The sequence below is a fragment of the Novosphingobium sp. BL-S-20 genome (assembly GCF_055521635.1).
Genome location: NZ_CM145494.1, coordinates 2,203,412 through 2,226,723 on the forward strand (window position 1 = coordinate 2,203,412; position 23,312 = coordinate 2,226,723).

Annotated in this window: 21 protein-coding genes; 10 read left to right on the forward strand and 11 right to left on the reverse strand. The window is 65.9% G+C overall.

Annotation, left to right across the window (positions count from 1 at the left end; all coding sequences use genetic code 11):
• Positions 1 to 29 precede the first annotated feature (29 nt).
• The 4 genes from lepB to ACZ1II_RS17940 are packed head-to-tail and all read left to right on the forward strand — an operon-like array spanning position 30 to position 3,525.
• Positions 30 to 902 carry a signal peptidase I gene (gene lepB / locus ACZ1II_RS17925; protein ID WP_465144962.1) on the forward strand — a complete coding sequence of 291 codons (873 nt, stop codon included), beginning with the start codon at positions 30 to 32 and terminating at the stop codon, positions 900 to 902.
• Complete coding sequence (rnc, locus tag ACZ1II_RS17930) at positions 903 to 1,571, forward strand: ribonuclease III (protein WP_465144963.1); 669 nt, start codon at positions 903 to 905, stop codon at positions 1,569 to 1,571.
• Positions 1,568 to 2,461: a GTPase Era gene (gene era, locus ACZ1II_RS17935; RefSeq protein WP_147215499.1), complete on the forward strand. Its 894-nt coding sequence runs from the start codon at positions 1,568 to 1,570 to the stop codon at positions 2,459 to 2,461. Before rnc ends, era begins: the two co-directional genes overlap by 4 nt.
• Positions 2,461 to 3,525: an SGNH/GDSL hydrolase family protein gene (locus ACZ1II_RS17940; RefSeq protein ID WP_465144964.1), complete on the forward strand. Its 1,065-nt coding sequence runs from the start codon at positions 2,461 to 2,463 to the stop codon at positions 3,523 to 3,525. The genes era and ACZ1II_RS17940 overlap by 1 nt, the downstream gene beginning before the upstream one ends.
• Here the strand turns inward: ACZ1II_RS17940 and ACZ1II_RS17945 are convergent.
• Entirely contained in the window at positions 3,522 to 4,925 is a 1,404-nt protein-coding gene (locus ACZ1II_RS17945; protein WP_465144965.1) for an MFS transporter, read from the reverse strand. The two genes, ACZ1II_RS17940 and ACZ1II_RS17945, sit on opposite strands and share 4 nt — an antisense overlap.
• A gap of 216 nt (positions 4,926 to 5,141) precedes the next feature.
• Here ACZ1II_RS17945 and ACZ1II_RS17950 point away from each other — a divergent pair, with 216 nt between their 5' ends.
• Complete coding sequence (locus ACZ1II_RS17950) at positions 5,142 to 6,590, forward strand: hypothetical protein (protein ID WP_465144966.1); 1,449 nt, start codon at positions 5,142 to 5,144, stop codon at positions 6,588 to 6,590.
• 3 nt (positions 6,591 to 6,593) lie between these two features.
• Here ACZ1II_RS17950 and ACZ1II_RS17955 read toward each other — a convergent pair whose 3' ends face one another.
• The 4 genes from ACZ1II_RS17955 to plsY all read right to left on the reverse strand — a co-directional run bounded on the left by ACZ1II_RS17955 (position 6,594) and on the right by plsY (position 11,302).
• On the reverse strand, positions 6,594 to 6,773 hold the full coding sequence (locus tag ACZ1II_RS17955; protein WP_313440627.1) for a hypothetical protein: 180 nt from the start codon (positions 6,771 to 6,773) through the stop codon (positions 6,594 to 6,596).
• A complete protein-coding gene (gene topA, locus ACZ1II_RS17960) occupies positions 6,770 to 9,424 on the reverse strand; it encodes a type I DNA topoisomerase (protein ID WP_465144967.1) in 2,655 nt (884 codons plus the stop codon). Before topA ends, ACZ1II_RS17955 begins: the two co-directional genes overlap by 4 nt.
• 160 nt (positions 9,425 to 9,584) lie before the next feature.
• Positions 9,585 to 10,718, reverse strand: a complete 1,134-nt coding sequence (gene dprA / locus ACZ1II_RS17965) for a DNA-processing protein DprA (RefSeq protein WP_465144968.1) — start codon at positions 10,716 to 10,718, stop codon at positions 9,585 to 9,587.
• Positions 10,715 to 11,302 (reverse strand): glycerol-3-phosphate 1-O-acyltransferase PlsY, encoded by a 588-nt coding sequence (plsY, locus tag ACZ1II_RS17970; RefSeq protein WP_465144969.1) that lies wholly within the window; start codon positions 11,300 to 11,302, stop codon positions 10,715 to 10,717. The genes dprA and plsY overlap by 4 nt, the downstream gene beginning before the upstream one ends.
• 229 nt (positions 11,303 to 11,531) lie before the next feature.
• On the opposite strand from plsY, the gene murI reads away from it, so the two are divergent.
• From murI to ACZ1II_RS17990, 4 genes are all read left to right on the forward strand, one after another.
• Positions 11,532 to 12,377 carry a glutamate racemase gene (gene murI / locus ACZ1II_RS17975; protein ID WP_465144970.1) on the forward strand — a complete coding sequence of 282 codons (846 nt, stop codon included), beginning with the start codon at positions 11,532 to 11,534 and terminating at the stop codon, positions 12,375 to 12,377.
• Entirely contained in the window at positions 12,374 to 13,288 is a 915-nt protein-coding gene (locus ACZ1II_RS17980; protein WP_465144971.1) for a hypothetical protein, read from the forward strand. The genes murI and ACZ1II_RS17980 overlap by 4 nt, the downstream gene beginning before the upstream one ends.
• 33 nt (positions 13,289 to 13,321) lie before the next feature.
• Positions 13,322 to 14,536, forward strand: a complete 1,215-nt coding sequence (hemA, locus tag ACZ1II_RS17985) for a 5-aminolevulinate synthase (protein WP_465144972.1) — start codon at positions 13,322 to 13,324, stop codon at positions 14,534 to 14,536.
• A gap of 156 nt (positions 14,537 to 14,692) precedes the next feature.
• Entirely contained in the window at positions 14,693 to 15,793 is a 1,101-nt protein-coding gene (locus ACZ1II_RS17990) for an NADH:flavin oxidoreductase/NADH oxidase (RefSeq protein WP_465144973.1), read from the forward strand.
• Between the two features lie 74 nt (positions 15,794 to 15,867).
• On the opposite strand, the gene ACZ1II_RS17995 is transcribed toward ACZ1II_RS17990, so the two are convergent.
• The 6 genes from ACZ1II_RS17995 to ACZ1II_RS18020 all read right to left on the reverse strand — a co-directional run bounded on the left by ACZ1II_RS17995 (position 15,868) and on the right by ACZ1II_RS18020 (position 21,723).
• A complete protein-coding gene (locus ACZ1II_RS17995) occupies positions 15,868 to 17,091 on the reverse strand; it encodes a type III PLP-dependent enzyme (RefSeq protein ID WP_465144974.1) in 1,224 nt (407 codons plus the stop codon).
• A gap of 382 nt (positions 17,092 to 17,473) precedes the next feature.
• Positions 17,474 to 18,652, reverse strand: a complete 1,179-nt coding sequence (locus ACZ1II_RS18000) for a carboxynorspermidine decarboxylase (protein WP_465144975.1) — start codon at positions 18,650 to 18,652, stop codon at positions 17,474 to 17,476.
• A 6-nt stretch (positions 18,653 to 18,658) separates the two neighbouring features.
• The gene (locus ACZ1II_RS18005; protein ID WP_465144976.1) at positions 18,659 to 19,774 is read right to left on the reverse strand and encodes an alpha/beta fold hydrolase; all 1,116 of its coding nucleotides are present in this window, start codon (positions 19,772 to 19,774) and stop codon (positions 18,659 to 18,661) included.
• Positions 19,744 to 20,094, reverse strand: coding sequence for a DMT family protein (locus ACZ1II_RS18010; RefSeq protein WP_465144977.1), 351 nt, complete (start codon positions 20,092 to 20,094; stop codon positions 19,744 to 19,746). The genes ACZ1II_RS18005 and ACZ1II_RS18010 overlap by 31 nt, the downstream gene beginning before the upstream one ends.
• Before the next feature lie 7 nt (positions 20,095 to 20,101).
• Positions 20,102 to 20,512, reverse strand: a complete 411-nt coding sequence (locus ACZ1II_RS18015; RefSeq protein WP_465144978.1) for a hypothetical protein — start codon at positions 20,510 to 20,512, stop codon at positions 20,102 to 20,104.
• Positions 20,512 to 21,723 (reverse strand): saccharopine dehydrogenase family protein, encoded by a 1,212-nt coding sequence (locus ACZ1II_RS18020; protein WP_465144979.1) that lies wholly within the window; start codon positions 21,721 to 21,723, stop codon positions 20,512 to 20,514. Before ACZ1II_RS18020 ends, ACZ1II_RS18015 begins: the two co-directional genes overlap by 1 nt.
• Positions 21,724 to 22,075: 352 nt before the next feature.
• Here ACZ1II_RS18020 and ACZ1II_RS18025 point away from each other — a divergent pair, with 352 nt between their 5' ends.
• The gene (locus ACZ1II_RS18025) at positions 22,076 to 23,311 is read left to right on the forward strand and encodes a BtaA family protein (RefSeq protein WP_465144980.1); all 1,236 of its coding nucleotides are present in this window, start codon (positions 22,076 to 22,078) and stop codon (positions 23,309 to 23,311) included.
• Position 23,312 lies beyond the last annotated feature (1 nt).

A 23,312-nucleotide genomic window follows, 5' to 3' on the forward strand; every position in this document is an offset into this window, starting at 1 on the left:
TGGCCCCGCGCGCAACAAGGGTTCGAGCCATGAGCGACATCGAAACCGCGACTTCCGGCCCCACTCCCGAAACATCCGCAGTGCCGCCTTCCGGCGCAGGCGGCAAGCCTGCAAAGAAAGATGCCAAGAAGGATGAGGGCTTCTTCTCCTTCCTGCTCTGGTTGGTGCTGGGCGTGGTGGTGCTGCGCAGCTTCATCATCTCGCCCTTCAACATTCCCAGCGAATCGATGCTCCCGCGCCTGCTGAACGGGGACTATCTCTTCGCCTCGAAGTGGTCCTACGGCTACTCGAAGTATTCGCTGCCCTTCAGCCTGCCGCTGATCCCCGGCCGCATCTTCGCCAGCCAGCCCGCACGCGGCGACGTGGTGATCTTCAAGGCCCCTCCCGGCAACGACGTCGATTACATCAAGCGCGTCATCGGTCTTCCGGGTGACGAAGTGCAGGTAAAGGCAGGGCAAGTCTTCCTGAACGGCAAGGCCGTGCCGCGCGTGAAGCAGCCCGATTTCGTGCTGCCGGTCACCTCCAACACCCATTGCTACGCGCCCGAATTCGAAGGCAAGGATGCGGCGGGCGGCCCGGTCTGCAACTATCCGCAGTTCCGCGAGACCCTGCCGAACGGCAAGAGCTATAACGTGCTCGATCTCGGCCAGACCCCGCAGGACGACACCGGCGTCTACATCGTCCCCGAAGGCCACATGTTCCTGATGGGCGACAACCGCGACAACTCGCTCGACAGCCGCTTCCCGGCGATCGAGGGCCAGGGCATCGGCATCGTCCCGCAAGACAATCTGGTCGGCAAGGCTGCCATCATGATGTTCTCCACCGACGGCGACGCGCAGTGGCTCAAGCCCTGGACCTGGTTCACCGCTGCCCGCTGGAGCCGGATCGGGAGCGTGATCTAAGTGCTTGAAGCAATAGACCGCAACTTTCTCGCCGAAATCTCGGGTGCCGCGCCCGCCGACGAGGCGCTCTGGCTGTCCGCCCTCACCCACGGCAGCACCGGCGAGAAACGCAATTACGAACGACTGGAATTCCTCGGCGACCGGGTCCTCGGGCTCTCGGTCGCCGAATGGCTTTTCGAAAACAGCGAGGAGGCGGAAGGCCGCCTTTCGCAGCGCCTCAACGCGCTCGTCAGCCGCCAGACCTGTGCCGAGGTTGCGCGCCGCATCGGCCTCGGCCCGCACATGCGCCTCGGCAAGCAGGCCCGCGACGACGGCGGGCTGGACAGTGACAATATCCTGGGCGACGTGATGGAAGCGCTGATCGGCGCCTGCTTCACCGAACGCGGCTTCGAGGCCGCGCGCCAGATGGTCCGCAAGCTCTGGGCGGAACCGATGCAGGGCAAGGCGGGCAAGCGCAAGCACCCCAAGTCGGCACTGCAGGAATGGGCCGCCGGAAACCGTCGCCGCATGCCGGAATACAAGCTGGTCGAGCGTTCCGGCCCCGATCATGCCTCGCAGTTCACTGTCGAGGTTGCTATTTATAACGTCGGCGCCGCGCGTGCCACGGCCAATTCCAAGCAGGATGCCGAAACCCGCGCCGCCGAGGAATTCATGAGGAAATTCGGATGACCGAACATTGCGGTCTAGTAGCTGTCATCGGCGCCCCCAATGCGGGCAAGTCCACGCTCGTCAACGCCCTGGTCGGCCAGAAAGTGGCGATCACTTCGGCCAAGGCCCAGACCACCCGTGCGCGCCTGATGGGCATCGCCCTGCTCGATGAAACCCAGATCATCCTGGCCGATACCCCGGGCATCTTCGAGCCGAAGCGCCGTCTCGACCGCGCGATGGTCGCCGCCGCCTGGGAAGGCGCGCAGGAAGCCGACGCCGTGCTGCTGGTGGTCGATCCGATCAAGAAGCGCCGCCACGAGCTTGAGCCTTTGCTCGAAGCGCTGGCCACCCGCCCGGAACGCAAGATCCTGGTGATCAACAAGGTCGATGCCGGCGCCAAGGAACCGCTGCTGGTCCTGGCGCAGGAACTGACCGGCAAGGTCCAGTTCGACGAAGTGTTCTTCGTCTCGGCGCTGACCGCCGACGGCGTGCCCGAACTCAAGGCGCACCTTGCCGGGCTGATGCCGGAAGGGCCCTGGCACTATCCCGAGGATCAGGTCTCCGACGCCAGCGAACGCCTGCTCGCCTGCGAGATCACCCGCGAACAGCTCTATCGCCAGCTCCACGAGGAACTGCCCTACGATGCCGCGGTCCGCCCAGAGGCCTACGAGCAGCGCAAGGACGGTTCGGTGGAAATCCGCCAGCAGATCGTCGTTACCCGCGACAACCAGCGCGCCATCGTGCTCGGCAAGGGCGGCTCCAAGATCAAGGCGATCGGCGAGGCCGCGCGCAAGGAACTGGCCGAAGTGCTGGGCCAGAAGGTCCACCTGTTCCTCCATGTGAAGGTCGAGGAAAACTGGGCCGACGCGCGCGACATCTACGAAGAGATCGGACTGGACTGGGTCAAGTAATGACGCGCCTACCGTCGATGAAGGCCGCGCGAGCGGCCATGCTTCTCGGCGCCTTCGCCGCGCCCGCTATCGCGCGGGCCGCGGAGAGCGAACAGGTCGCCGCGGTCGAGGAAAGCCTGGCCGGGCAGCGCTATGTCGCCATCGGCTCGTCCTTCGCCGCCGGGCCGATGCTGCCGCCTGCCAAGGGCGGCGCGCCTGCCCGCTGCGGTCAGAGCATGAACAATTACCCGACGCTCCTTGCCGAGCGCTTCGGGATGATCCTGACCGACCGTTCCTGCTCGGGCGCGACCACCAACAACGTGCTCGGTCCCTGGGGAGACATTCCGCCGCAGATCAGCGCGGTCACCCCGCAGACGCGGCTGGTGACGGTGACGATCGGCGGCAACGACCTCAACTACATCGGCAATCTCTTCACCGCGACCTGCATCTACCGCGCCAAACAGCTGCCCCACGGCGCCAAGCGGCCGTCCTGCGGCACGGTGAAAGTGCCCACCGAGGTCGAGTACGCACGCGACGAAATGCAGATGATGGAGATCGCCCGGCGCATCCGCTCGGTGGCGCCCCGCGCGCGCCTCGTCTTCGTGCAGTACTTCACGCCGCTGCCGCAGCCAGGCGCGCTCTGCGCGGCCACCCCTGTCAGCGAAGAACATGCCGCCATCACCCGCCGTATCGGCCAGCGTCTTTCCGAGATCACCGGCCGCGTCGCGCAGGCCTACGGCGCCATCGTCGTCGAGATGAACCAGTCTTCGGCTGCGCATACGCCCTGCGACACCCTGCCCTGGATGATCGGCTCACCTGAAGGCTACGATGGCAGCCAGGGTCTTCAATGGCACCTCAACTTTGCGGGAATGCAGGCGACCGCCAACGACATCGGCTGGTGGCTGACCCGCTCGGGCGTCAAGCAGGCCAAGCCGGGCCTCACCATGCAGCCGCAGTCGATCCCCTCCGGCACTCCGACGGTCGTGGTGCCGCCCGCAGTGCCCGGCCCCCCCAAGGCCGTACCTTCGCCCACCCCTACGGCAACGGCGACACCCTCCTCCGGCTCCGGGCGACCGAGGCGCTAATTGCCCGCCAGTCGCCAGCGCGCAAAGCTGGCGATGGCGGCAATCCCGGCCAGTCCGGCGGCCACCAGCATCGGGGCGGGGCCTTGCCCGGCGCCGAGCGACAACATCGTTCCGATCATCGCCGCGCCGAGCGTCTGTCCGAATAGGCGTCCGGTTGCGAGCAGTCCGCCCGCCGCCGCCGCCCGCTCACGCGGCGCATTGCTGACGATCATGCGGGCATTGGGCGAGAAGAACAGGGCGAACCCGAAAGCGGCGACGACAAGCCGCCAGGCGATCGCCAAAGCTCCGGCATGGGCCGGCAGAAACGCCAGCAAGACCAGCCCGGCAACGGCGATACCCATGCCGACAAGTCCCATGATCGAAGGCGAGACATGGTCGGAGAGCCAGCCTGCCGCCGGCGCGACGACCAGCATCGTCAGCGGGAACGGCAGGACCAGCAAACCCACGTCCTCGACGCTGTAACCCATGCCCTGCTCCAGCCGGAACGGCAGCGCGACGATCAGCGCCGCCGAGGCGATGAAGCCCGCTATCGCCGCAACCGTCGAGAGACCGATCGCAGGCTGAGCCAGAAGATCCACGGGAAAGACCGGGCTCGCCTTGCGCCGCTCGCGGCGGGCCAGCAGCAGGGCTGAGGCGATACCGACAAATGCCGCAGCCAGCCCCAACTCCACCATGCCGCCATGCGCGGCCAGTTCCACGCCGCCGATCAGCAGGACGAAGCTGCCCGCACTCCACAGGCCTGAAACCCAGTCGAACGGCGTATCGCCGCGCTGGGGGTCGGGCAGGAAACGACCGATCAGCAGGGAAACCAGCGCGAAGGGAACGGCTGCCACGAAGATCCAGTGCCAGTCGGCATGGGCCACGATGAAACCGCCGAGAACCGGCGCCAGCGCGTTGGAGGAAGCGACGATCACCGAATTGATGCCCAGCCCGCTGCCCAGCTTCGCCTTGGGATATATCTGCCGGATCAGGGCCGTGCCGACGCTCATCGCCATGCCCGCGCCGAGCGCCTGGCCAGCGCGGATCAACAGCAGCAGCGGCAACGAACTCGCGAAGAATGAAAGTCCCGAAGCGATCATGAAGATCACCTGCCCGGCCTGATAGACGCGCCTCAGCCCCAGTCGCTCGCCGAGATTGGCGAAAGGCAGCAGCGCCATGACCATGACGAGCTGATAGACCGTCACCACATTGACGACGACGCCCTCCTCCACGGAGAGATCGCGGGCGATCGTCGGCAGTGCGACATTGGCGATCGTGCCGTCGAGCACAAATAGCGCGGTACCGAAGGAAATCGCCACGATCGCCCATAACCGGCGCGGCAGCGGCAGCCCGGAATCCCGGGCATCCGGACCATCCGTCGTCCGGCCCGGAACCGGCTCGCCATCGTTCATTCGCAGCATGTCACTCCAACGCCCGAGTTCGAAATCGGTGCGCAAGGTGCCCCCCAGCGGAACCGCCTGCAAGCCATACGGAAGGTTGGGCAAACCGGCCTGTCGCCAAACCGCAACGTTGGCGGAGCAAGGACGGCCTGACGGCAACGCCTGCCCCGGCGGCCGAGAGCGAACGCGCAGAAAGGTCGGACAATGATCGCAATGGCGCGGCTGACGGCAAGCCGAATGCGGCTTGTGCCCGGCTCGCCGCTGCTGTTCCTCGCTTTGGCCGCCACGCTCAGAATTCCGATGTTCGGCAAGCCTGCGTTCCAGTCCGACGAGCAGTTCTATCTCCTCGTCGGCCAGCGCATGACCGAGGGCGCGCTGCCCTTCGTCGATATCTGGGACCGCAAGCCCTACGGCCTGTTCCTGCTCTATCGCAGCGTCTTAGCCCTGCCGTTCGATCCGGTGCTGACATACCAGATTGCCGGACTGGTCTTTTCGGTCCTGACCGCGCTCGTCATCGAACGCATGGCCCGCCGGATCGCCCCGCCGCGCGCGGCGCAAGCGGCGGGCCTTGCCTATCTACTCTATCAGCCGGTGTTCAACGTGGCGCTGGGGCAGTCGCCGGTCTTCTACAACCTGCCGGTCGCCCTTGCAGCGGGCCTCGTGCTCGATGCCCGGCGGCGCGACGAGGACCGCAGGCTGTTCCGGCGCGGCATGGCGGCCATGCTGCTCGTCGGGCTGGCCTTGCAGATCAAGTACAGCGTCGTGTTCGAAGGCATGGGTTTCGGCCTCATGCTGCTGGCACGCGGACGCGCGGTCGGCTGGAGCATGCCACGCCTCGCCGCAGCGGGAACGGCATGGGCCTTCGCCGCCCTTGTGCCGACGCTGCTGGTGTTCATGGGCTATGCGGCGATCGGCCATGCCGAAGCCTTCCTGCAAGCCAACTTCCTCTCGATCTTCGGCCGCACCGTCGATCAGGCCGACGCCTTCGCGCAGCTAGCCAAGGAAAGCCTCGCGCTTATTCCCTTCGCGCTGGCCATCGTGCTGGCCCCCACCCGCCTGCCCGTCTTGCGGGAAGCGAACCCCGCCGTGCTCACCAGCATCCGGATCTGGGCCTTTACCGCGCTGCTGGGCTTTCTCGTCTTCGGAACCTGGTACGACCACTATCTCGGCCCAGTTCTCGTCCCGCTCTGCCTGCTGGCCGCGCCCGCACTGGCACGCACTGTTCCCGGCGAGCGCTGGTACGGACGGCTGCTGCTCGGCTTCGGCCTGCTCGGCGCGCTGGTGGTCCCGGCCCTGCAAGTTCGCGAGCGCGGAACGGCGAAGGAATTCGCCGCCGCCAGCGCTGCCGTCTCACGCGAACTGCATGGCCGTTGCCTCTACGTCTACGAGGGCGACAGCGCGCTCTACCGGACGACACGGGCCTGCATCCCAACCCGCTTCGCCTATCCCAGCCACCTCAACGCGATGAACGAGGCCGGAGCGCTGGGCATCGATCCCGTGACCGAAGTCCGGCGAATTCTGGCCAGCCGCCCCGGCGTGATCGTCGTCGCGGAAACGAGTCGCCCCAACCTGCCGAACCTCAGGACACGGGCGCAGATACGAAACGCCCTCGCGCGCTCCTATGAGCGCTACGAGGGCGTGGCAATCGGTACGCGGAAGTTCGGTCTCTACCGCCTGAAACGCTGACTCTCAGCGTGCCTTGGCAATCGAGAACCCGTGCTGACGCGCGGCATCCTTGGTCGATTCCTCGGTGCGGTTGAGCGCCTTGGCGATCTCTTTCAGACCCTTGCCCTTACCGGCAAGAGTCTGGAGCTTCTGCAGTTCCTCAGGCTTCCAGGGCTGCTTGTGCTTGGCGATCTTGTCGCTCATTCGGCGGCTTCCTTCTTGGCCTTGGCCGTTGTTTTTGGCGCTGCCTTCTTCGCGGCAGGCTTCTTGGCCGCCGGTTTCTTGGCGGCGGCAGGCTTGTCGCCGTCCTTGGCAGCGGCCTTCTTGGCCGGAGCCTTCTTGGCCGGAGCCTTCTTGGCCGGAGCCTTCTTGGCGGCGGCCTTTTTCGGCGCGGCCTTCTTCTTCGCCGGTCCCTTGGCGGCCTTCTCGTCGATCAGGGTGATCGCCTGTTCGGCCGTCAGGTCTTCCGGCTTCTGGTCGCGCGGGAGCGTCGCATTCGTGGTGCCGTCGGTGACGTAGGGGCCATAGCGGCCCGCCAGCACCTTGATCTCGCCGCCCGAAGTCGGGTGCACACCCAGCACCTTGATCGGCTCCGCCTTGGCACGCGCGGCGCCGCCGCGATTGGCGGCATCGGCCAGCATCGAGACCGCCGCATTCATGCCGGTGTCGAAGACTTCGGCCGTATTGCGCAGGCGCGCATACTTGCCGTTATGCGCCAGATAGGGACCGTAGCGACCGATGCTGGCGGTGATGTTCTCACCGGTTTCGGGGTGCGGACCGACCGTGCGCGGCAGGCTGAGCAGCTTGATCGCCCATTCCAGCGTAAGTTCGTCGATGTCCTTGGGGATCGAGGCGCGCTTGGCCTCCTTGCCCTCGCCGAGCTGGATATAGGGACCGAAGCGGCCCGAACGGCGCACGATCTCAAGGCCGGTCTCGGGGTCCTGCCCCAGCGACTCGTCGTCGCCGCCGTCCGCGCTGCCGCCGGGCTGCGCGAACTTGCGGGTGAACTTGCACTCGGGATAGTTCGAGCAGGCCACGAAAGCGCCGTAGCGCCCGCCGCGCAGCGAGAGACGGCCTTCGCCGCACTTGGGGCAGAGGCGCGGGTCGGTGCCGTCCACCTTGGGCGGGAACAGGTAGTCGGAGAGGAATTCGTCGAGCGCCTCGGTCACTTCCGAGGGCTTCTTCTCCATGACTTCGTCGGACTTCAGCTTGAAGTCGCGCCAGAAGGCTTCGAGCAGCGCCTTCCATTCCTGACGGCCGCCGGACACGTCGTCCAGCTCGTCTTCCATGCCCGCGGTGAATTCGTAAGCGACATAGCGCGGGAAGAAGCGCTCAAGGAACGAAGTGAGCAGTCGGCCCGATTCCTCTGCGAAGAAACGGTTTTTCTCCGTGCGGACGTAGTTGCGGTCCTTGATGACCTGGATCGTCGCCGCATAAGTCGAAGGACGGCCGATACCGAGTTCTTCCAGACGCTTGACGAGGCTGGCTTCGGAGAAGCGCGGCGGCGGCTGGGTGAAGTGCTGTTCGGCGATGACGTCCTTCTTGGCGGGCATGTCGCCCGACTTCATGAAGGGCAGCAGGCCCGAATCGTCTTCGTCCGACTTGTTATCCTGGCCTTCCTCGTAGACGGCGAGGAAGCCGGGGAACTTCACCACCTGGCCCGAGGCGCGCAGCTCGTGCTGGCCGGTGCCGTCGCGCAGGGTGACGGTGGTGCGTTCCAGCGCCGCCGAGGCCATCTGGCTGGCCATCGCGCGCTTGAAAATCAGGTCGTAGAGACGGCCTTCGTCGCCCGAACCGTAACGGTCCTTGGTGAAGTCGGTCGGTCGGATCGCCTCGTGGGCCTCCTGCGCGTTCTTCGCCTTGGTCTGGTAGACGCGCGGCTGCTCGGGCAGGTAGTGGCCGGAGAAGCGGTCGCTGATCGCCGCGCGGGCGGCCGAGATCGCGCTCGGGTCCATCTGTACGCCATCGGTACGCATATAGGTGATCGCGCCCGCCTCGTAGAGCGTCTGCGCCACGCGCATCGTCTGGCTGGCCGAGAAGCCCAGCTTGCGCGCGGCCTCCTGCTGGAGCGTCGAGGTAGTGAACGGCGGCTGCGGGTTGCGCTTGTGCGGCTTGGTCTCGACCGATTCCACCTTGAAGGCGCCGCTTTCGACGGCGGCCTTGGCGCGCATCGCGGTGCCTTCCTCGCCGATGCTCAGACGGTCGAGCTTCTTCCCCTCGAAGGCCACCAGCTTGGCGGTGAAGTCGGTGCCATCATGCGCCATCTGCGCCGCGACCGACCAGTATTCCTGCGGCTTGAACGCCTCGATCTCGCGCTCGCGGTCGACGATCAGGCGCAGCGCAACGGACTGCACGCGGCCCGCCGACTTGGCGCCGGGCAGCTTGCGCCAGAGCACCGGCGAGAGCGTGAAGCCGAAAAGATAGTCCAGCGCGCGGCGGGCGAGGTAGGCGTCGATCAGGTCCTGATCCAGCTCGCGCGGCTGGGTCATCGCCTTGGTGACGGTGTCCTTGGTGATCGCGTTGAACGTCACGCGCTGCACGTCCTTGGGCAGGACGCGGCGCTTGGCCAGCAGCTCGCGGACGTGCCAGGAAATCGCCTCGCCTTCGCGATCAGGGTCAGTCGCGAGGATCAGGCGGTCTGCCCCCTTGGCGGCGTCGGCGATGGCCTTCACCTGCTTCTGCTTGTCGCCGTAAAGCTCCCAGTCCATCTCGAAGCCCTCGTCCGGGCGGACGGAGCCGTCCTTGGGCGGAAGGTCGCGGACGTGGCCGTAACTGGCGAGAACCTTATAGTCCTTGCCGAGGTACTTCTCGATGGTTTTCGCCTTGGCCGGCGATTCTACGATGACTAGCTGCATACTTTCAGACTCTGTGTGCCCCTGGGCGCCAATGCGCCCTTACGTGTGCGCATATACGTGTACGCATAGGGTGGGAAGCCATTGGGCGCTTCGTCAAGCCCGGAGATGTGGCTTGGATGTGGCTCGTTCGTTTCCGTGTCCCAGTCCCGGAAATGCGGCCTCATGCGAGACTTACCCTGCCCCCCGCATGGCGCAGGAGCCTGCCGCCGATCTCCAGTTCCAGCAGGGCCATGTGGATGGCCGGTGCCCCCGCGCCCGATTGCCGAATCAGTTCGTCGACGGCGATGGGGGCGGTGGAGAGCAAGTCGGCGATCTCGATTTCCGTGTCCTGCCCGGCTTCTTCCGCGACGGGGTGCCATGCGGGACGCCCCTCGCGAAAACCCGTCCGCACCGCGCCGTCGAAGCCGGAAAGCAGCTCGACCACGTCCTCCACCGATTGCACCAGCACGGCGCCGTCGCGGATGAGCTGGTTGCAGCCGTGAGAGCGCGGATCGAGCGGCGATCCGGGCACGGCCATGACCTCACGCCCCATCTCCCCCGCCAGACGCGCGGTAATCAGCGATCCCGACTTGGGCGCCGCCTCGGCGACGATCGTACCGGCGGCAAGCCCGGCGATGATGCGGTTGCGGGTGGGGAAGTGACGCGCCAGCGGCTCGGTACCGGGCGGTTGCTCGGCCAGCAGCAGGCCCTCGGTCGCCACGCGCTCCTGCAATTCGGCATGTTCGGGCGGATAGGCCACGTCGATCCCGCTGGCGATGACGCCGACGGTCGCGCCGCCTGCCAGCGCCCCCTGATGCGCCGCGCCATCGATCCCGCGCGCCAGTCCGGAGACGACCGTGAAACCGGCCTCCGCCAGGCCATGGGCGAAGTCCCGCGCCAGACGCACCGCGCCCGCCGAGGCATTGCGCGCACCGACGATCGCGACGGTGGGTCGGCCAAGCACGCCGGTATCGCCCCGGAACGTCAGGATCGGCGGCGCGCCTTCCGAATAGGCGAGCAGCGCCGGATAGTCGGGGGAATCGTGGAAGAGATAGCGTGCCCCGGCCTTGCGGGTGGCGGCGATCTCCGCCTGCACGCGGCGCTCGGGCACTACCTCGTAGCCCTTGCCCGCCCGCCCGGCGAGGTCCGGCAGGGCGCCAAGCGCAGCACGGGCATCGCCGAAGCGCGCCAGGAGCAGCATGTACGTGACCGGGCCGATATGGGGAGAACGCAGGAGACGGATGCGGGCAAAGGCTTCCTCCTGTGAGAGACTAGCTGAAGTCTTGCCTTCCTGTTCCCCCCCTTGCCCTGTCACGGTTTCTTGCCGCTCCCGACTTTCGGCTCGGTCCCGGCGCGCAGGCGGGCAATGTTCTCGCGGTGCTGGAACAGCACGATGGCCGCGATCACCGCGAGCACGGCGGCGGCCTCACCATGACCGAGGAGCAGCGCCGCGATCGGCGCGACGACGGCGGCGATCATTCCGGCCACCGAGGAAATCCGCACCGTCAGCAGCAGGCCGATCCAGGTCAGCGCATAGGCCAGCCCCACCGGCCAGGCGAGGCCGAAGGCGATGCCCGCCGTGGTCGCGACGCCCTTGCCGCCCTTGAAGCCCAGCCAGACCGGGAAACAGTGCCCCAGAAACGCGCCGAGCGCCGCCAGCCAGGTCCATTCCGGCAGGAAGTGCGCGGCGATCAGCACCGCCGCCAGGCCCTTGAGCAAATCGAGCAGCAAGGTCGCGGCGGCCAGCCCCTTGCGGCCGGTGCGCAGGACATTGGTGGCGCCGATGTTGCCCGAACCGATCGCGCGCAAGTCGCCCGCGCCCGCTATCCGGGTGATGAGAAGGCCGAAAGGCACCGAACCGAGGGCATAGCCCAGCACAAGGGCGAGAATCCATTCCATGCGTCGCTCTTAGACTTTGTTTGAAAATGCGCCAAAGCGCATTTTGCGGCACCGGCCCCCAAGTCATTTAGCCCCACCCGACCTCCCACGAGTGTATCCTGATGGGAGGTCGGGTGGGGGCGTGGGCCGGTGCCGTTCTTCCACCAACACTAGAAGCGGCTTGCAGCAATGAACATTGCCCTTTTCCCTCCTCAGCGATTAACAGGGTGCAAGGTCCAGGAATAAAGCCATGCCGTCCCCCGTTCTCGATACCCCCGCCGCCAATCCCGCCGTCGCTTCCGTCGATCCCGCCGCGCCGATCCTGCTGTTCGATTCGGGTGTCGGCGGCCTCACCGTGCTGGGCGAACTGCGCAAGGTGCTGCCCCAGGCCCCGGTGATCTACGCGGCGGACATGGCGGGCCTGCCCTACGGCACCAAGACCGAGGCCCAGGTCACGGCCCGCGTCGCCGGGCTGCTCGGCCGCATGACCGAGCGCTTCGCCCCGCGCCTCGTCTGCATCGCCTGCAACACCGCCTCGACGATCGCGCTCGGCATGGTGCGCGAAGTGCTGGAAGTGCCGGTGGTCGGCACCGTTCCCGCGATCAAGCCCGCGGCAGCGATGACCCGCAGCAGCGTGATCGGCCTGCTCGGCACGCAGGCGACGATCCGCCAGGCCTATGTCGACCGGCTTGAACAGGAATTCGCAGGCGGCAAGCGCCTGCTGCGCTACGGTGGCCCCGGTCTGGTCGAGGCGGCGGAAGCCAAGCTGCGCGGCGAGCCGGTCGATCCTACCGCGATCACCCGCGCCGCCGAAGCCCTGCGAGCCATGCCCGGCGGCGAGGACATCGACACGCTCGTGCTCGCCTGCACCCATTTCCCGCTGTTGGAAGAGGAACTGGCGCAGGCCTTCGGACCCGGTGTCCGCTTCGTTCACGGCGCCGAAGGCATAGCCCGGCGCATCGCCCAGCTTACCGCCGGACAGGAATTCGCGCGCCAGGTCCCCGACCGCGCGCTGTTCACCGGATCGGGCGAATTTCCCGGAGCCTACGGCGAGGCGCTGGCCCGCTACGGGCTGCCCGAAGGCGGAAGGTTTTGACGCCGCGCTTCAACCTGCTGCTGCTCATCCTCCTGCTGCTCGTCGGCGTGCCGCTCTACTGGTTCCAGCTCGACCGTAGCGCCCCCGGCGCCAAGGCCTATCCTCTCGACATCACCCGTCTGCGGGACCTCGCCGCCAGTATGCCCGGCCCCGCTCCCGCCGAACTGCGCCAGGAAGTCGTCGGCTACCGCACCCTCCTTTCCAACCGGATCGCCGCCGGTAGCGGCTTCCACCCGGAGCGACTGGCCGTGCGCGCCTTCGAAGCGATCGTCCCCGGTCAGCCACCTATCCTGATCGACGCCGGGACGACGCCCAGAGAGGCGAAGAAGCGCGATATCGAGGACTTCGACGCCGCCGCCCAGCACCGGGTCGATCGCCGGATCGAAGCGGCAGCGATGAAGCTCGTGCTGCTGGACCGGCCGCTCCATCACGGAAACCCGGCCCTGTCCTCTCCGGACGCGATCCCGCTTCCCGACCTTGGCGACGGCGAGCCGCGCGCAGTGGCGCCCGGCGTGGTGGTCGTTCCGCTGGCCGATCTGCCCGACCGGGCGATGATGGTGTACGTCCGGCTGGCGAACGGCCGCGAATTCCTCTTCACCGGCGATGTCGCCACGATCGACGCAAACTGGATGGAACTGCGCCCCCCGGCCCGCACTTTCGCGACGATGACCGACGGCGACGAGCGCCGCGAGACGGTTTCCTGGCTGATGACGATCAAGGCGCTGAAGCGCGCCGCCCCGGCGATGACCATCGTCGCCGGGCACGAACCGCGCGATGTGCCGGGCATTGCGAGCGGTTTTGCGCAAGCCTATTTGCAAAAGATCGATCACAGTCTGCGGGACAAGCGACTGGCCATGTCCCCGGCGATCATGTATTTGCCCGCAGCAACGGGTAATAGCCCAAGGACGTGAAGTCCCCCAAAGGCGAACGCAGGAAGTGCCCAGGTGAACTACGAACACATTTTCGATCAGGCGATCGAGCGCCTCCATTCGGAAGGCCGCTACCGCGTCTTCATCGACATCCTGCGCAACAAGGGCGCCTATCCGAACGCGCGCTGCTTCGCCGGGCACAACGGCCCCAAGCCGATCACCGTCTGGTGCTCCAACGACTACCTTGCGATGGGCCAGCACCCCAAGGTGATCGAGGCCATGGAAGAAGCGCTGCACGACGTCGGCGCAGGTTCCGGCGGCACCCGCAACATCGGCGGCAACACCCATTACCACATCGAACTCGAAAGCGAGCTGGCCGACCTCCACGGCAAGGAAGGCGCGCTGCTGTTCACCTCGGGCTACGTCTCGAACGACGCCACGCTCTCCACCCTCGCCAAGCTCCTGCCCGGCTGCGTGATCTTCTCGGACGAGCTGAATCACGCCTCGATGATCGCGGGCATCCGCAATTCGGGCTGCGAGAAGAAGGTCTGGCGCCACAACGACCTCGAACACCTTGAGGAACTGCTGGCCGCCACCGACCCCGCCCTGCCCAAGCTGATCGCCTTCGAATCGGTCTATTCGATGGACGGCGACGTCGCCCCGATCCACGCGATCTGCGACCTCGCCGAAAAGTACAACGCCCTCACCTATATCGACGAAGTCCACGCCGTCGGCATGTACGGCCCGCGCGGCGGCGGCATCACCGATCGTGACGAGGCGGCCCACCGCATCGACATCATCGAGGGCACGCTGGGCAAGGCCTTCGGCGTGATGGGCGGTTATATCGCCACCAACCAGAAGATCATCGACTGCATCCGCTCCTACGCGCCGGGCTTCATCTTCACCACCTCGCTCTCGCCGGTACTGGTGGCAGGCGTGCTCGCCTCGGTGAAGCACCTCAAGAGCTCCAGCGCCGAGCGCGACGGTCAGCAGCGCTCCGCCGCGATGCTGAAGCAGATGTTCCGCGACGCGGGCCTGCCGGTCATGGATTCGACCACGCATATCGTGCCGCTGATGGTCGGCGATCCGGTCAAGGCCAAGAAGATCAGCGACATCCTGCTCGCCGAATACGGTGCCTACGTGCAGCCGATCAATTTCCCGACCGTGCCGCGCGGTACCGAGCGTCTGCGCTTCACCCCCGGCCCCGCCCATACCGAGGCGATGATGCGCAATCTGACCGAGGCTCTGGTCGAAATCTGGGAACGGCTGGAAATGCGCGTCGCCGCCTGACCGGCTCTCCGCCACCGAATCTTTGGTATAGGGCTCCCCGTTCGCGCGGCGGAGCCCTTTTCATTTGCCCGGCCGACCCCAAGTTCACCCCGTCGCCCTTTCGCGCGCCGCTTTACGGCGCCCCTCTCCCGCGACGACGTGACCAGAAGGACTTCCATGGCCAAGCTGTTCGAGCCGATCACCCTCGGCAACCTCACTCTCGCCAATCGCATCGTCATCGCCCCGATGTGCCAGTATTCCGCAGAGGACGGGCGCATGACCGACTGGCACGCCATGCACCTCGGCAATCTGGCCCAGTCCGGCGCGGGCATCCTCACGATCGAGGCCACTGCCGTCAGCCCCGAGGGTCGCATTTCCTACGCCGACGTCGGCCTCTGGGACGATGCGACCGAGGAAGCCATGGGCAAAGTGCTGGAATCGGTGCGCCGCTGGTCGGACATGCCGATCGCCATCCAGCTCGGCCATGCAGGCCGCAAGGCGAGCACCGCCAAGCCCTGGGACGGCGGCGGCCAGATCGCTCCCGATGCCGTGAACGGCTGGCAGACGCTATCCGCCTCCGACCTTCCCTTCCTTGCCCATGAAAACGCGCCCCAGGCGCTCGACAAGGCCGGTCTGGACCGTATCCGCGAGGCCTTCGCCGATGCCGCCCGCCGCGCCGCACGGCTCGGCATTGATGCGATCCAGATCCACGGCGCCCACGGCTATCTGCTCCACCAGTTCCTCTCGCCGCTCTCCAACACGCGCGAGGACGAATATGGCGGCAGCCTCGAAAACCGCATGCGCTTCCCGCTCGAAGTCTACGACGCCGTGCGCGCCGCCTTCCCGGCGGACAAGCCGGTGACGATGCGCGTATCCGGTACGGACTGGGTCGAGGGCGGCTGGGATATCGAACAGACCATCGCCTTCGCCAAGGCGCTCGAAGCCCGCGGCTGCGCAGCCTATCACGTCTCCAGCGGCGGTCTCGACGCCGGGCAGAAGATTCCGGTCGGCCCGAGCTACCAGGTTCCGCTTGCCCGCAAGGTGAAGGAAGCGGTGTCGATGCCGGTGATCGCCGTGGGCCTCATTACCGAACCGGAGCAGGCCGAGGCCATCGTCGCCACCGGCGAGGCGGACATGATCGGCCTGGCCCGCACCGTGCTCTACGATCCCCGCTGGCCCTGGCACGCCGCCGCCGCACTGGGCGCGACGGTCAAGGCCGCACCGCAGTTCCTCCGCTGCCAGCCGCGCGTCTACAAGGACCTGTTCGTCCAGGCCTGACGCGCCAGACCGGATAAAAAAAACCGCCGGAACCGAAGTTCCGGCGGGGTTTTTTCGTAACCGTTCCGCTCAGGTCAGCGCAGCGAGACCACGTTGTCCGACACGCGCGGGTCCTTGCGCTCGCCGGTGTAGAGGCTGGCCATCGGCTCGTCCGAGACGTTCAGCACCTCGCCGGTGCCGAAGCCGTTGAACGCCGTGCGCATCGCCGCTCCGTAGGCGCCGAGCATGCCCACTTCGATCCAGTCGCCCGCCTTGATGTCGGCGGGTAGCATGAACGGGCCTTCCATGAAGTCGGCATCGTCGCAGGTCGGGCCGTAGAACGAGAATTCCTGAAGCTCATCCGAACGCTCGCCGCCGACGGCGGTTTCGCGCGAGATGCACTTCACCGGGAAACGCCAGGCGACGTGCGCGGCATCGTAGAGCGCGCCATAGGCACCCTCGTTGATGTAAAGCTCGTCACCGCGACGCTTCTCGACCTTGACGATCATCGAGCTGTACTCGGCCGAAAGCGCACGGCCCGGCTCGCACCACAGTTCGGCGTTATAGGCGATCGGCATGGCTTCGAAGTGACGGTGGATCACCTGGAAGTAGTCTTCGAGCGGCGGGGGTTCCATGCCCGGATAGACCGAGGGGAAACCGCCGCCGACGTCGATCATGTCGATGACGACACCGGCATCGGCAATCGCCGCGCGGGCGCGCTCCAGCGCCTGGACATAGGCGAAGGGCGTCATCGCCTGCGAACCGACATGGAAGCACACGCCCAGCCAGTCGGCGACCTGACGGGTCGCCTGAAGCAGCTCGCCCGCATCGGCGAGATCGACGCCGAACTTCGAGGCAAGGCTCAGTTCCGAATATTCGGAAGAGACGCGCAGACGCACGCAAAGGCGCAGGTCGGCGGCGCGGTTGCCGTCTTCATCGGTGGTCGCGTCGAGAATCTTCTCGACTTCCTCGATGGTGTCGAGGCTGAAGGTGCGGACGCCGTGTTCGAAATAGGCTTCGCGGATCGCGCTGGCGGTCTTCACCGGATGCATGAAGCACAGCGTCGCATCGGGCAGAGCGCCGCGGACCATGCGCACTTCACCGATGGAAGCGACGTCGTAATGGGTGATGCCGTTGGCCCAGAGGATCTTGATGAGATCCGGCGAGGGATTCGCCTTCACGGCATAGAGCGACTTGCCCGGAAACTTCGTGGCGAAGAATCGGGCCGCGCGCGCAGCCGCATGCGGGCGGTTGAGAATAACGGGTTCGTCGGGCGCGATTGCGCGCGCTACAGCCGGTGCGTCAAGAAATTCGAGCAACTCAAGGGACCCCCAAACGGAATTGTTAACGACAAGAGCTGCCTTGCGGTTTGGAAGTCCCCATGGGGCAGCGAGGGGCGGGATATAGGCCCCCCAAGCTGAATCGCAAGTGAAAAAAGTCCCGTTTCATGGAAACGTCACATAAGGGGATCGCGCTAAGGCCCATGCCGCCTCTCCGTTTTAATTTACCCCGCCTTTACAAACATTTGATCGAATAAACTCGACCAGGTCCGCCGTCACAAACACGGCCGCAAAGAGGGAAGTTTCACGGTTACAATGCGATGGGGGCCGATCCGGTTCTCTCGACTCGACGCGGCGGGGGCGGAATGGGGCAATCGCGGGACGGATCGAGCCGTCCCGCGCCTGATTCATGCCATTTTTATCAGCTCAAGCGGCCGCGGAAATCCTCATAATCGAAGCGACGGATGCATTCGAGCGAGTCCGTTTCGGAGTCCCACAACCAGATCGACGGCAGCGGCACGCCGTTGAAGGTCGTGGTCTTGACCATCGAATAATGGGCTTGGTCAAGAAAGGCGAAGCGCGCGCCCGGCTCTGCATCGACCGGCAGGATATAATCACCGATCACATCGCCCGCGAGGCAGGACGGACCGCCGAGACGCACGGCTTCGCCCTCACCTTCCGCCTTCTCGCCCAGCATGGCGGGGCGATAGGGGGCCTCGATCACATCGGGCATATGGCAGGTCGCCGAAATATCGACGATGGCCACCGGCATGCCGTTCTGGGCGACATCGAGCACCGACCCCACCAGAATGCCCGCATCGAGCGCCACGGCCTCGCCCGGCTCGATATAGACTTCGGCGCCGGTATCTTCCTGAAGGTCGATCAGGAATTCGACGAGTTCGTCGCGCTGGTAATCGGCGCGGGTGATGTGGTGCCCGCCGCCGAGGTTGATCCAGCGGAACTGGCCGAAGAACGGTTCCAGATAGTCGAAGGCCTTGTCCCAGGTGCGGCGCAGCGGCTCGAAGTCCTGCTCGCACAGGGTGTGCATGTGGATGCCGTCGATCATCTCGACATGCTCTTCGGTGAGCTGGTCGATCGGGAAGCCGAGGCGCGAATGCGGCGCGCAAGGGTCGTACTTGGGCACTTCGCCCTCGGCATGCATCGGATTGACGCGCAACCCGATGTCGAAGTCCTCGCCGCGCGCGCGGGCCGCCTCGATCTGCGGCCAGAAGCGCTCGATCTGCATCGGCGAATTGAAGATCACATGGTCCGAGAGACGCAGGATCTCGTCGAGGTCCTGTTCCTTGTAGGCGGCGCAATAGGTCGCGATCTCGCCGTCGTAGAACTCGCTGGCAAGGCGCGCTTCCCACAGACCCGAGGTGCAGACGCCGTCGAGATACTCGCCCACGATCGGCGCGGTCGACCACATCGAGAAGGCCTTGAGCGCGGAAAGCACCTTGGCGCCGGAACGCTCGCCGATGTCGGCCAGCACACGCAGATTATCGCGCAGCTTCGCGGCATTGACGACGAAGCTGGGGCTGTCGACGCGCGACAGGTCGAAGTGGGCAAAGGCTCCCGGATCGCCGGCGCGGGTTTCCATGTTCGTTCAGTCCTTTTCGGTCAGCGGCAGGACATCGCGCAGAAGTGCGGCGAAGACCTTGCCCGGCTCCTCGATCATTCCGAGATGAGCCGAATTTTCCAGCCAGATGGTCTTCCTGACCGGCGCGTTCAAGTGATCCATCCATTCGCCCGCCAGTGCGGCGTCGGTCGTATGGTCATGACGGCCGATCAGCATGACCACCGGCACTTTCATGCGGGTAAGCCCGGTGAAGCTGACATCGGCCAGCTTCGGCCAAAGGCGCGTGATCGTATATTCGGAACCCTTGCCCCAATCCTTCACGTCCTCGGACGTGTAAAGCGGCGAGAGGCGCGGTGCCCGCAAGTAGAAATTGCCGTCGGCGCGGCCCCAGGCCAGCGAGCCATAGGGGATTGCATATTGCCGCCAGCCATCGGCCTTCTCGATGGTGAAATCCCGGTCGGGATAGGGCTTCAGCGCCTCGACCGCAGCCGCGGCCTTTTCGTCGCCGCGCCGGCGGCCTTCGGCGGCGGTCCACGCCATGCCGCGCCGCTCGCTTTCCTTGAAATCGATGATCTGGCCGATGCCGACATAGGCATGGAGCAAGTCCGGGCGCTTCGCCGCCACCGCCATGCCGACGGCCGACCCCCAGCTATGCCCCATGACGACGATCTTGCGCTTGCCATAGCGCTTTTCCAGCCACTCGATCAGCTCGATCGCATCGTCGCGGTAGCGTTCGAGCGAAAGCGTCGGTGCCAAGGCATCGGGATCGTTCAGCGGATAGGAACGCCCTGCGCCGCGCTGATCCCATTGGACGACCGTGAACCAATCCTCCCAGGGCCGCTGGAACGACCAAGCGATCGGCATTTCCACCGCGCCGGGGCCACCGTGAATGAACAGCAGGATCGGATTGCCGCGATCCGCGCCGCGAATGTTGACGACCTGCCGCGCTCCGCCGAGCGTGACAGTCTCGGTCTCGTCCACGCCATTCGCGGTCACGATCCGGTCGATATCGGCGATCACCGCGCGACCGGGCGCGTAAGGATCGGTCTCCTGCGCCGCGGCCGGTGCGGTCATGAAAGCCAGTGCGCCCAGCAGCACGGCCCGCGCCGCGCTCAACCGAACGGCCCCTTGAAGATGAACCATGCCCCTGCCCCTACCAATGCAAAACCGACGATCTCGTTCAGCCCCGGTTTCTGCCCGAACAGCGCCCAGGCCACCAGCACGAAGGCGGTAAGCGACATCGCCTCCTGCAGCACCTTGAACTGGCCCAGCGAATAGACCTGGCTGCCGATCCGGTTGGCGGGCACGGCGAGGCAATACTCGAAGAAGGCGATGCCCCAGCTCATGGCGATCGCCACCCACAGCGCCTTGCCCGGCATCTTGAGATGCAGATACCACGCCGTGTTCATGAAGAGATTGGAACCCGCGAGCATGGCCACGGGCGCAACGAAGGTCCAGTTCATGTCCGGCTCAATCGACGCAGATCGCGGCGACGGCCTTGCCCTGCTTGACCTCGGCATAGCAGCCGTAGAGCCTATCGTCGGCCTGGCAGGTGCCGCTGGCCGCCTTGTCGGGCGAGACCGCTCCGGCACTGCCCACGCACTTGCCCTGGCACTGCGATGAATCGGTGCACTGCTTACCCGCATCGGCATAGGCATGGACGCATTGCTCCATGCCCAGCATGCCGCGGCGCTGCACGGTGCCGCCTTCGGCCTGACAGGCCGCGCGGTCCGCCGCGCTCATGTCGCGGCTGTAGCTCTGGTTCTGCCCCTTATCGCCACCGGCAGGCGGCGTAGGCGGTTGCGGACCGTCCTGCGGCGCGCAGCCGACCAGCGCCAGAGCGCCGATGGCCGCGACAAGGACGGTCCGCAAGCTCCGCATCAGAAGGCCAGAGGTCCGTCGAGTTCCTCGACCGTCCAGGGCAGGCCATGCTGATTCAGCATGTCCATGTAGGGATCAGGATCGAACTGCTCCATGTTGAACACGCCCGCACCGCTCCACTTGCCGGTCAGCAGCATGGCCGCGCCGATCATCGCCGGAACGCCGGTGGTGTAGCTGACGGCCTGGTTGCCGGTTTCGGCAAAGGCGTCTTCGTGGTCGCAGATGTTCTTGATGTAGAACGTCTTCTCGCCCGAACCGTCGAGCGCTTCGCCGGTCGCGATGTCGCCGATATTGGTCTTGCCCTTGGTGGTCGAACCCAGCGAGCTGGGCTCGGGCAGCACGGCCTTGAGGAACTGGAGCGGAATGATTTCCACGCCGTTGTAGATCACCGGATCGATGCGCGTCATGCCCACGTTCTGCAGCACGGTGAGGTGCTTGATGTACTCGTCACCGAAGGTCATCCAGAAGCGCGCGCGCTCCATTTCGGGGATGAATTTCGCGAGACTTTCCAGTTCCTCGTGGTACATCATGTACATGTTCTTGGGGCCGACGGCTTCGAAGTCGAAGCTCTGCTTCACGCCCATGGCCGGGGTCTCGACGAATTCGCCGTTCTCCCAGTGGCGGGCCGGTGCGGTCACTTCACGGATGTTGATTTCCGGGTTGAAGTTCGTCGCGAAGGCCTGGCCGTGATCGCCGCCGTTGCAGTCGAGAATGTCGAGCGTGCGGATGGTCTTGAGCTTGTGCTTCTTCAGCCACATGGCGAAGACCGAAGTGACGCCGGGGTCGAAGCCCGAGCCGAGCAGCGCGGTAAGGCCCGCTTCCTTGAAGCGCTCCTGATAGGCCCACTGCCAGTGATACTCGAACTTGGCCACGTCCTTGGGCTCGTAGTTCGCGGTATCCATGTAGTTCACGCCGGTCGCCAGGCACGCATCCATGATCGCGAGATCCTGGTAGGGCAGCGCGAGATTGACGACGAGCTTCGGCCCGATCGAGCGGATCAGCTCACTGGTTGCCGCTACATCGTCGGCGTCGATCGCATAAGTGCTGATCGAGACGCCGGTGCGTTCCTTCACCGACTCGGCAATCGCCTCGCACTTGGAAACCGTGCGGCTGGCGAGGTGAATGTCCGAGAAGATGTCGGGATTCATCGCCATCTTGTGGACCGCGACCGAACCGACGCCGCCTGCGCCGATCACCAGAACCTTGCTCACCAATCTGTCTCCTTAACGCGATAGTCGCGAACAGCCGCATATAGAGGCCCTGTGTGACAACTCAACTCTTCGAGTTTCGTTGAGTCGTTCGTCCGACCTGACGGTCGGGCAAAACGGCCATCCGGCCGTTTTGAGCGGCACCGGCCCACGCCCCCACCCGACCTCCCATCCAGGATACACTGTTGTGGGAGGTCGGGTGGGGGCGTGGGCCGGTGCCGCAAGCTCGTCACGGATGTGACGAGCGCACCCAACGAAAACTGTCACAAACCGCCATCGTCCCGTCATCGCGCGGTCACCCGGCGGAGGCAATGCGGCGAGTGAACAGCTTTCCCTCGCGGCCAAGGAATTTCCGATGCCTCCTGCCCAGCACCCTCACGCGAGGCCTGCGTCCGACCTCATCGGCAAGGCCGTCGTCCGTTCCGAAACGAGCACCGGCGCCCGCCTGCTCGACAAGGCCTTTGCCCTCGCCTTCAAGGGCCTGGTCTATGCGCAGATCTGGGAAGACCCGGTGGCTGACATGGACGCGCTGCAAATCGGTCCCGAAAGCCGCATCGTCACGATCGCCAGCGGCAGTTGCAACGCCCTCTCCTATCTGACCGCCGACCCGGCGGCGATCACCTGCGTCGATCTCAACACCGCGCATATCGCGCTGGGCCGCCTCAAGATCGCCGCGATCCGCAACCTCACCGACTATGCCGACTTGCGCCGCTTCATCGCCGAAGCCGACCAGCCCGGCAACCTCGTCACCTATCGCGACCGCCTGGCCCCCTATCTGGACGAAACGACCCGCCGCTACTGGGAAGGCCGCGATCTCGTCGGTCGCCAACGCATCCGGGGCTTTACCCGCGGCATCTACAAGCGCGGGTTGCTCGGCCACTTCATCGGCGCCGCCCATGTGCTCGCCAAGCTCTACAAGATCGACCCCAGCGAGATTCTCGGCGCCGAAACGCTGGAAGAACAGCGCCGCGTCTTCGACGAGCGCTTCGCCCCGATCTTCGAGCGCAAGCTGGTGCGCTGGCTGACCGACCAGCCCGCCTCGCTGTTCGGCCTCGGCATCCCGCCCGCCCAGTACGATGCGCTGGCAGGCGGCAACCGCATGGCCGACGTGCTGCGCGCCAGGCTAGAGAAGCTCGCCTGTCATTTCCCGCTCAATGACAACTACTTCGCCTGGCAGGCCTTCGGGCGCGGTTACGGACGCCAGCCGGAAGCGCCGCTGCCACCCTACCTCCAGGAAGCCAACGTGCCGATGGTGCGCGAGCGCCTGAACCGTCTCACTCTGCGCCATGCGAGCTTCACGCAGGTCTTGAAGGAAAGCGCCGAAGCCTCGCTCGACCGCTACATCCTGCTCGACGCGCAGGACTGGATGAGCGACGCCCAGCTCACCGAACTCTGGCGCGAGATCACCCGCACCGCCCGCCCCGGCTCGCGCGTGCTGTTCCGCACCGCCGCCGAACCGACGCTGCTGCCGGGCCGCGTGCCGGAGGATATCCTCGCCCGCTGGGACTACCGCGAGGCCGAATCGCTGGCGGCGACGCGGGCGGATCGCTCGTCGATCTACGGCGGCGTCCACCTCTACGTTCTGCGCTGAG

Bases quoted from the DNA above. Each gene is read 5' to 3' on its own strand.
- lepB (WP_465144962.1), top strand. From the start codon at position 30: ATGAGCGACATCGAAACCGCGACTTCCGGCCCCACTCCCGAAACATCC.
- era (WP_147215499.1), top strand. From the start codon at position 1,568: ATGACCGAACATTGCGGTCTAGTAGCTGTCATCGGCGCCCCCAATGCG.
- ACZ1II_RS17940 (WP_465144964.1), top strand. From the start codon at position 2,461: ATGACGCGCCTACCGTCGATGAAGGCCGCGCGAGCGGCCATGCTTCTC.
- ACZ1II_RS17945 (WP_465144965.1), bottom strand. From the start codon at position 4,925: ATGCTGCGAATGAACGATGGCGAGCCGGTTCCGGGCCGGACGACGGAT.
- ACZ1II_RS17950 (WP_465144966.1), top strand. From the start codon at position 5,142: ATGCGGCTTGTGCCCGGCTCGCCGCTGCTGTTCCTCGCTTTGGCCGCC.
- ACZ1II_RS17955 (WP_313440627.1), bottom strand. From the start codon at position 6,773: ATGAGCGACAAGATCGCCAAGCACAAGCAGCCCTGGAAGCCTGAGGAA.
- topA (WP_465144967.1), bottom strand. From the start codon at position 9,424: ATGCAGCTAGTCATCGTAGAATCGCCGGCCAAGGCGAAAACCATCGAG.
- plsY (WP_465144969.1), bottom strand. From the start codon at position 11,302: ATGGAATGGATTCTCGCCCTTGTGCTGGGCTATGCCCTCGGTTCGGTG.
- murI (WP_465144970.1), top strand. From the start codon at position 11,532: ATGCCGTCCCCCGTTCTCGATACCCCCGCCGCCAATCCCGCCGTCGCT.
- ACZ1II_RS17990 (WP_465144973.1), top strand. From the start codon at position 14,693: ATGGCCAAGCTGTTCGAGCCGATCACCCTCGGCAACCTCACTCTCGCC.
- ACZ1II_RS18000 (WP_465144975.1), bottom strand. From the start codon at position 18,652: ATGGAAACCCGCGCCGGCGATCCGGGAGCCTTTGCCCACTTCGACCTG.
- ACZ1II_RS18005 (WP_465144976.1), bottom strand. From the start codon at position 19,774: ATGGTTCATCTTCAAGGGGCCGTTCGGTTGAGCGCGGCGCGGGCCGTG.
- ACZ1II_RS18010 (WP_465144977.1), bottom strand. From the start codon at position 20,094: ATGAACTGGACCTTCGTTGCGCCCGTGGCCATGCTCGCGGGTTCCAAT.
- ACZ1II_RS18015 (WP_465144978.1), bottom strand. From the start codon at position 20,512: ATGCGGAGCTTGCGGACCGTCCTTGTCGCGGCCATCGGCGCTCTGGCG.
- ACZ1II_RS18025 (WP_465144980.1), top strand. From the start codon at position 22,076: ATGCCTCCTGCCCAGCACCCTCACGCGAGGCCTGCGTCCGACCTCATC.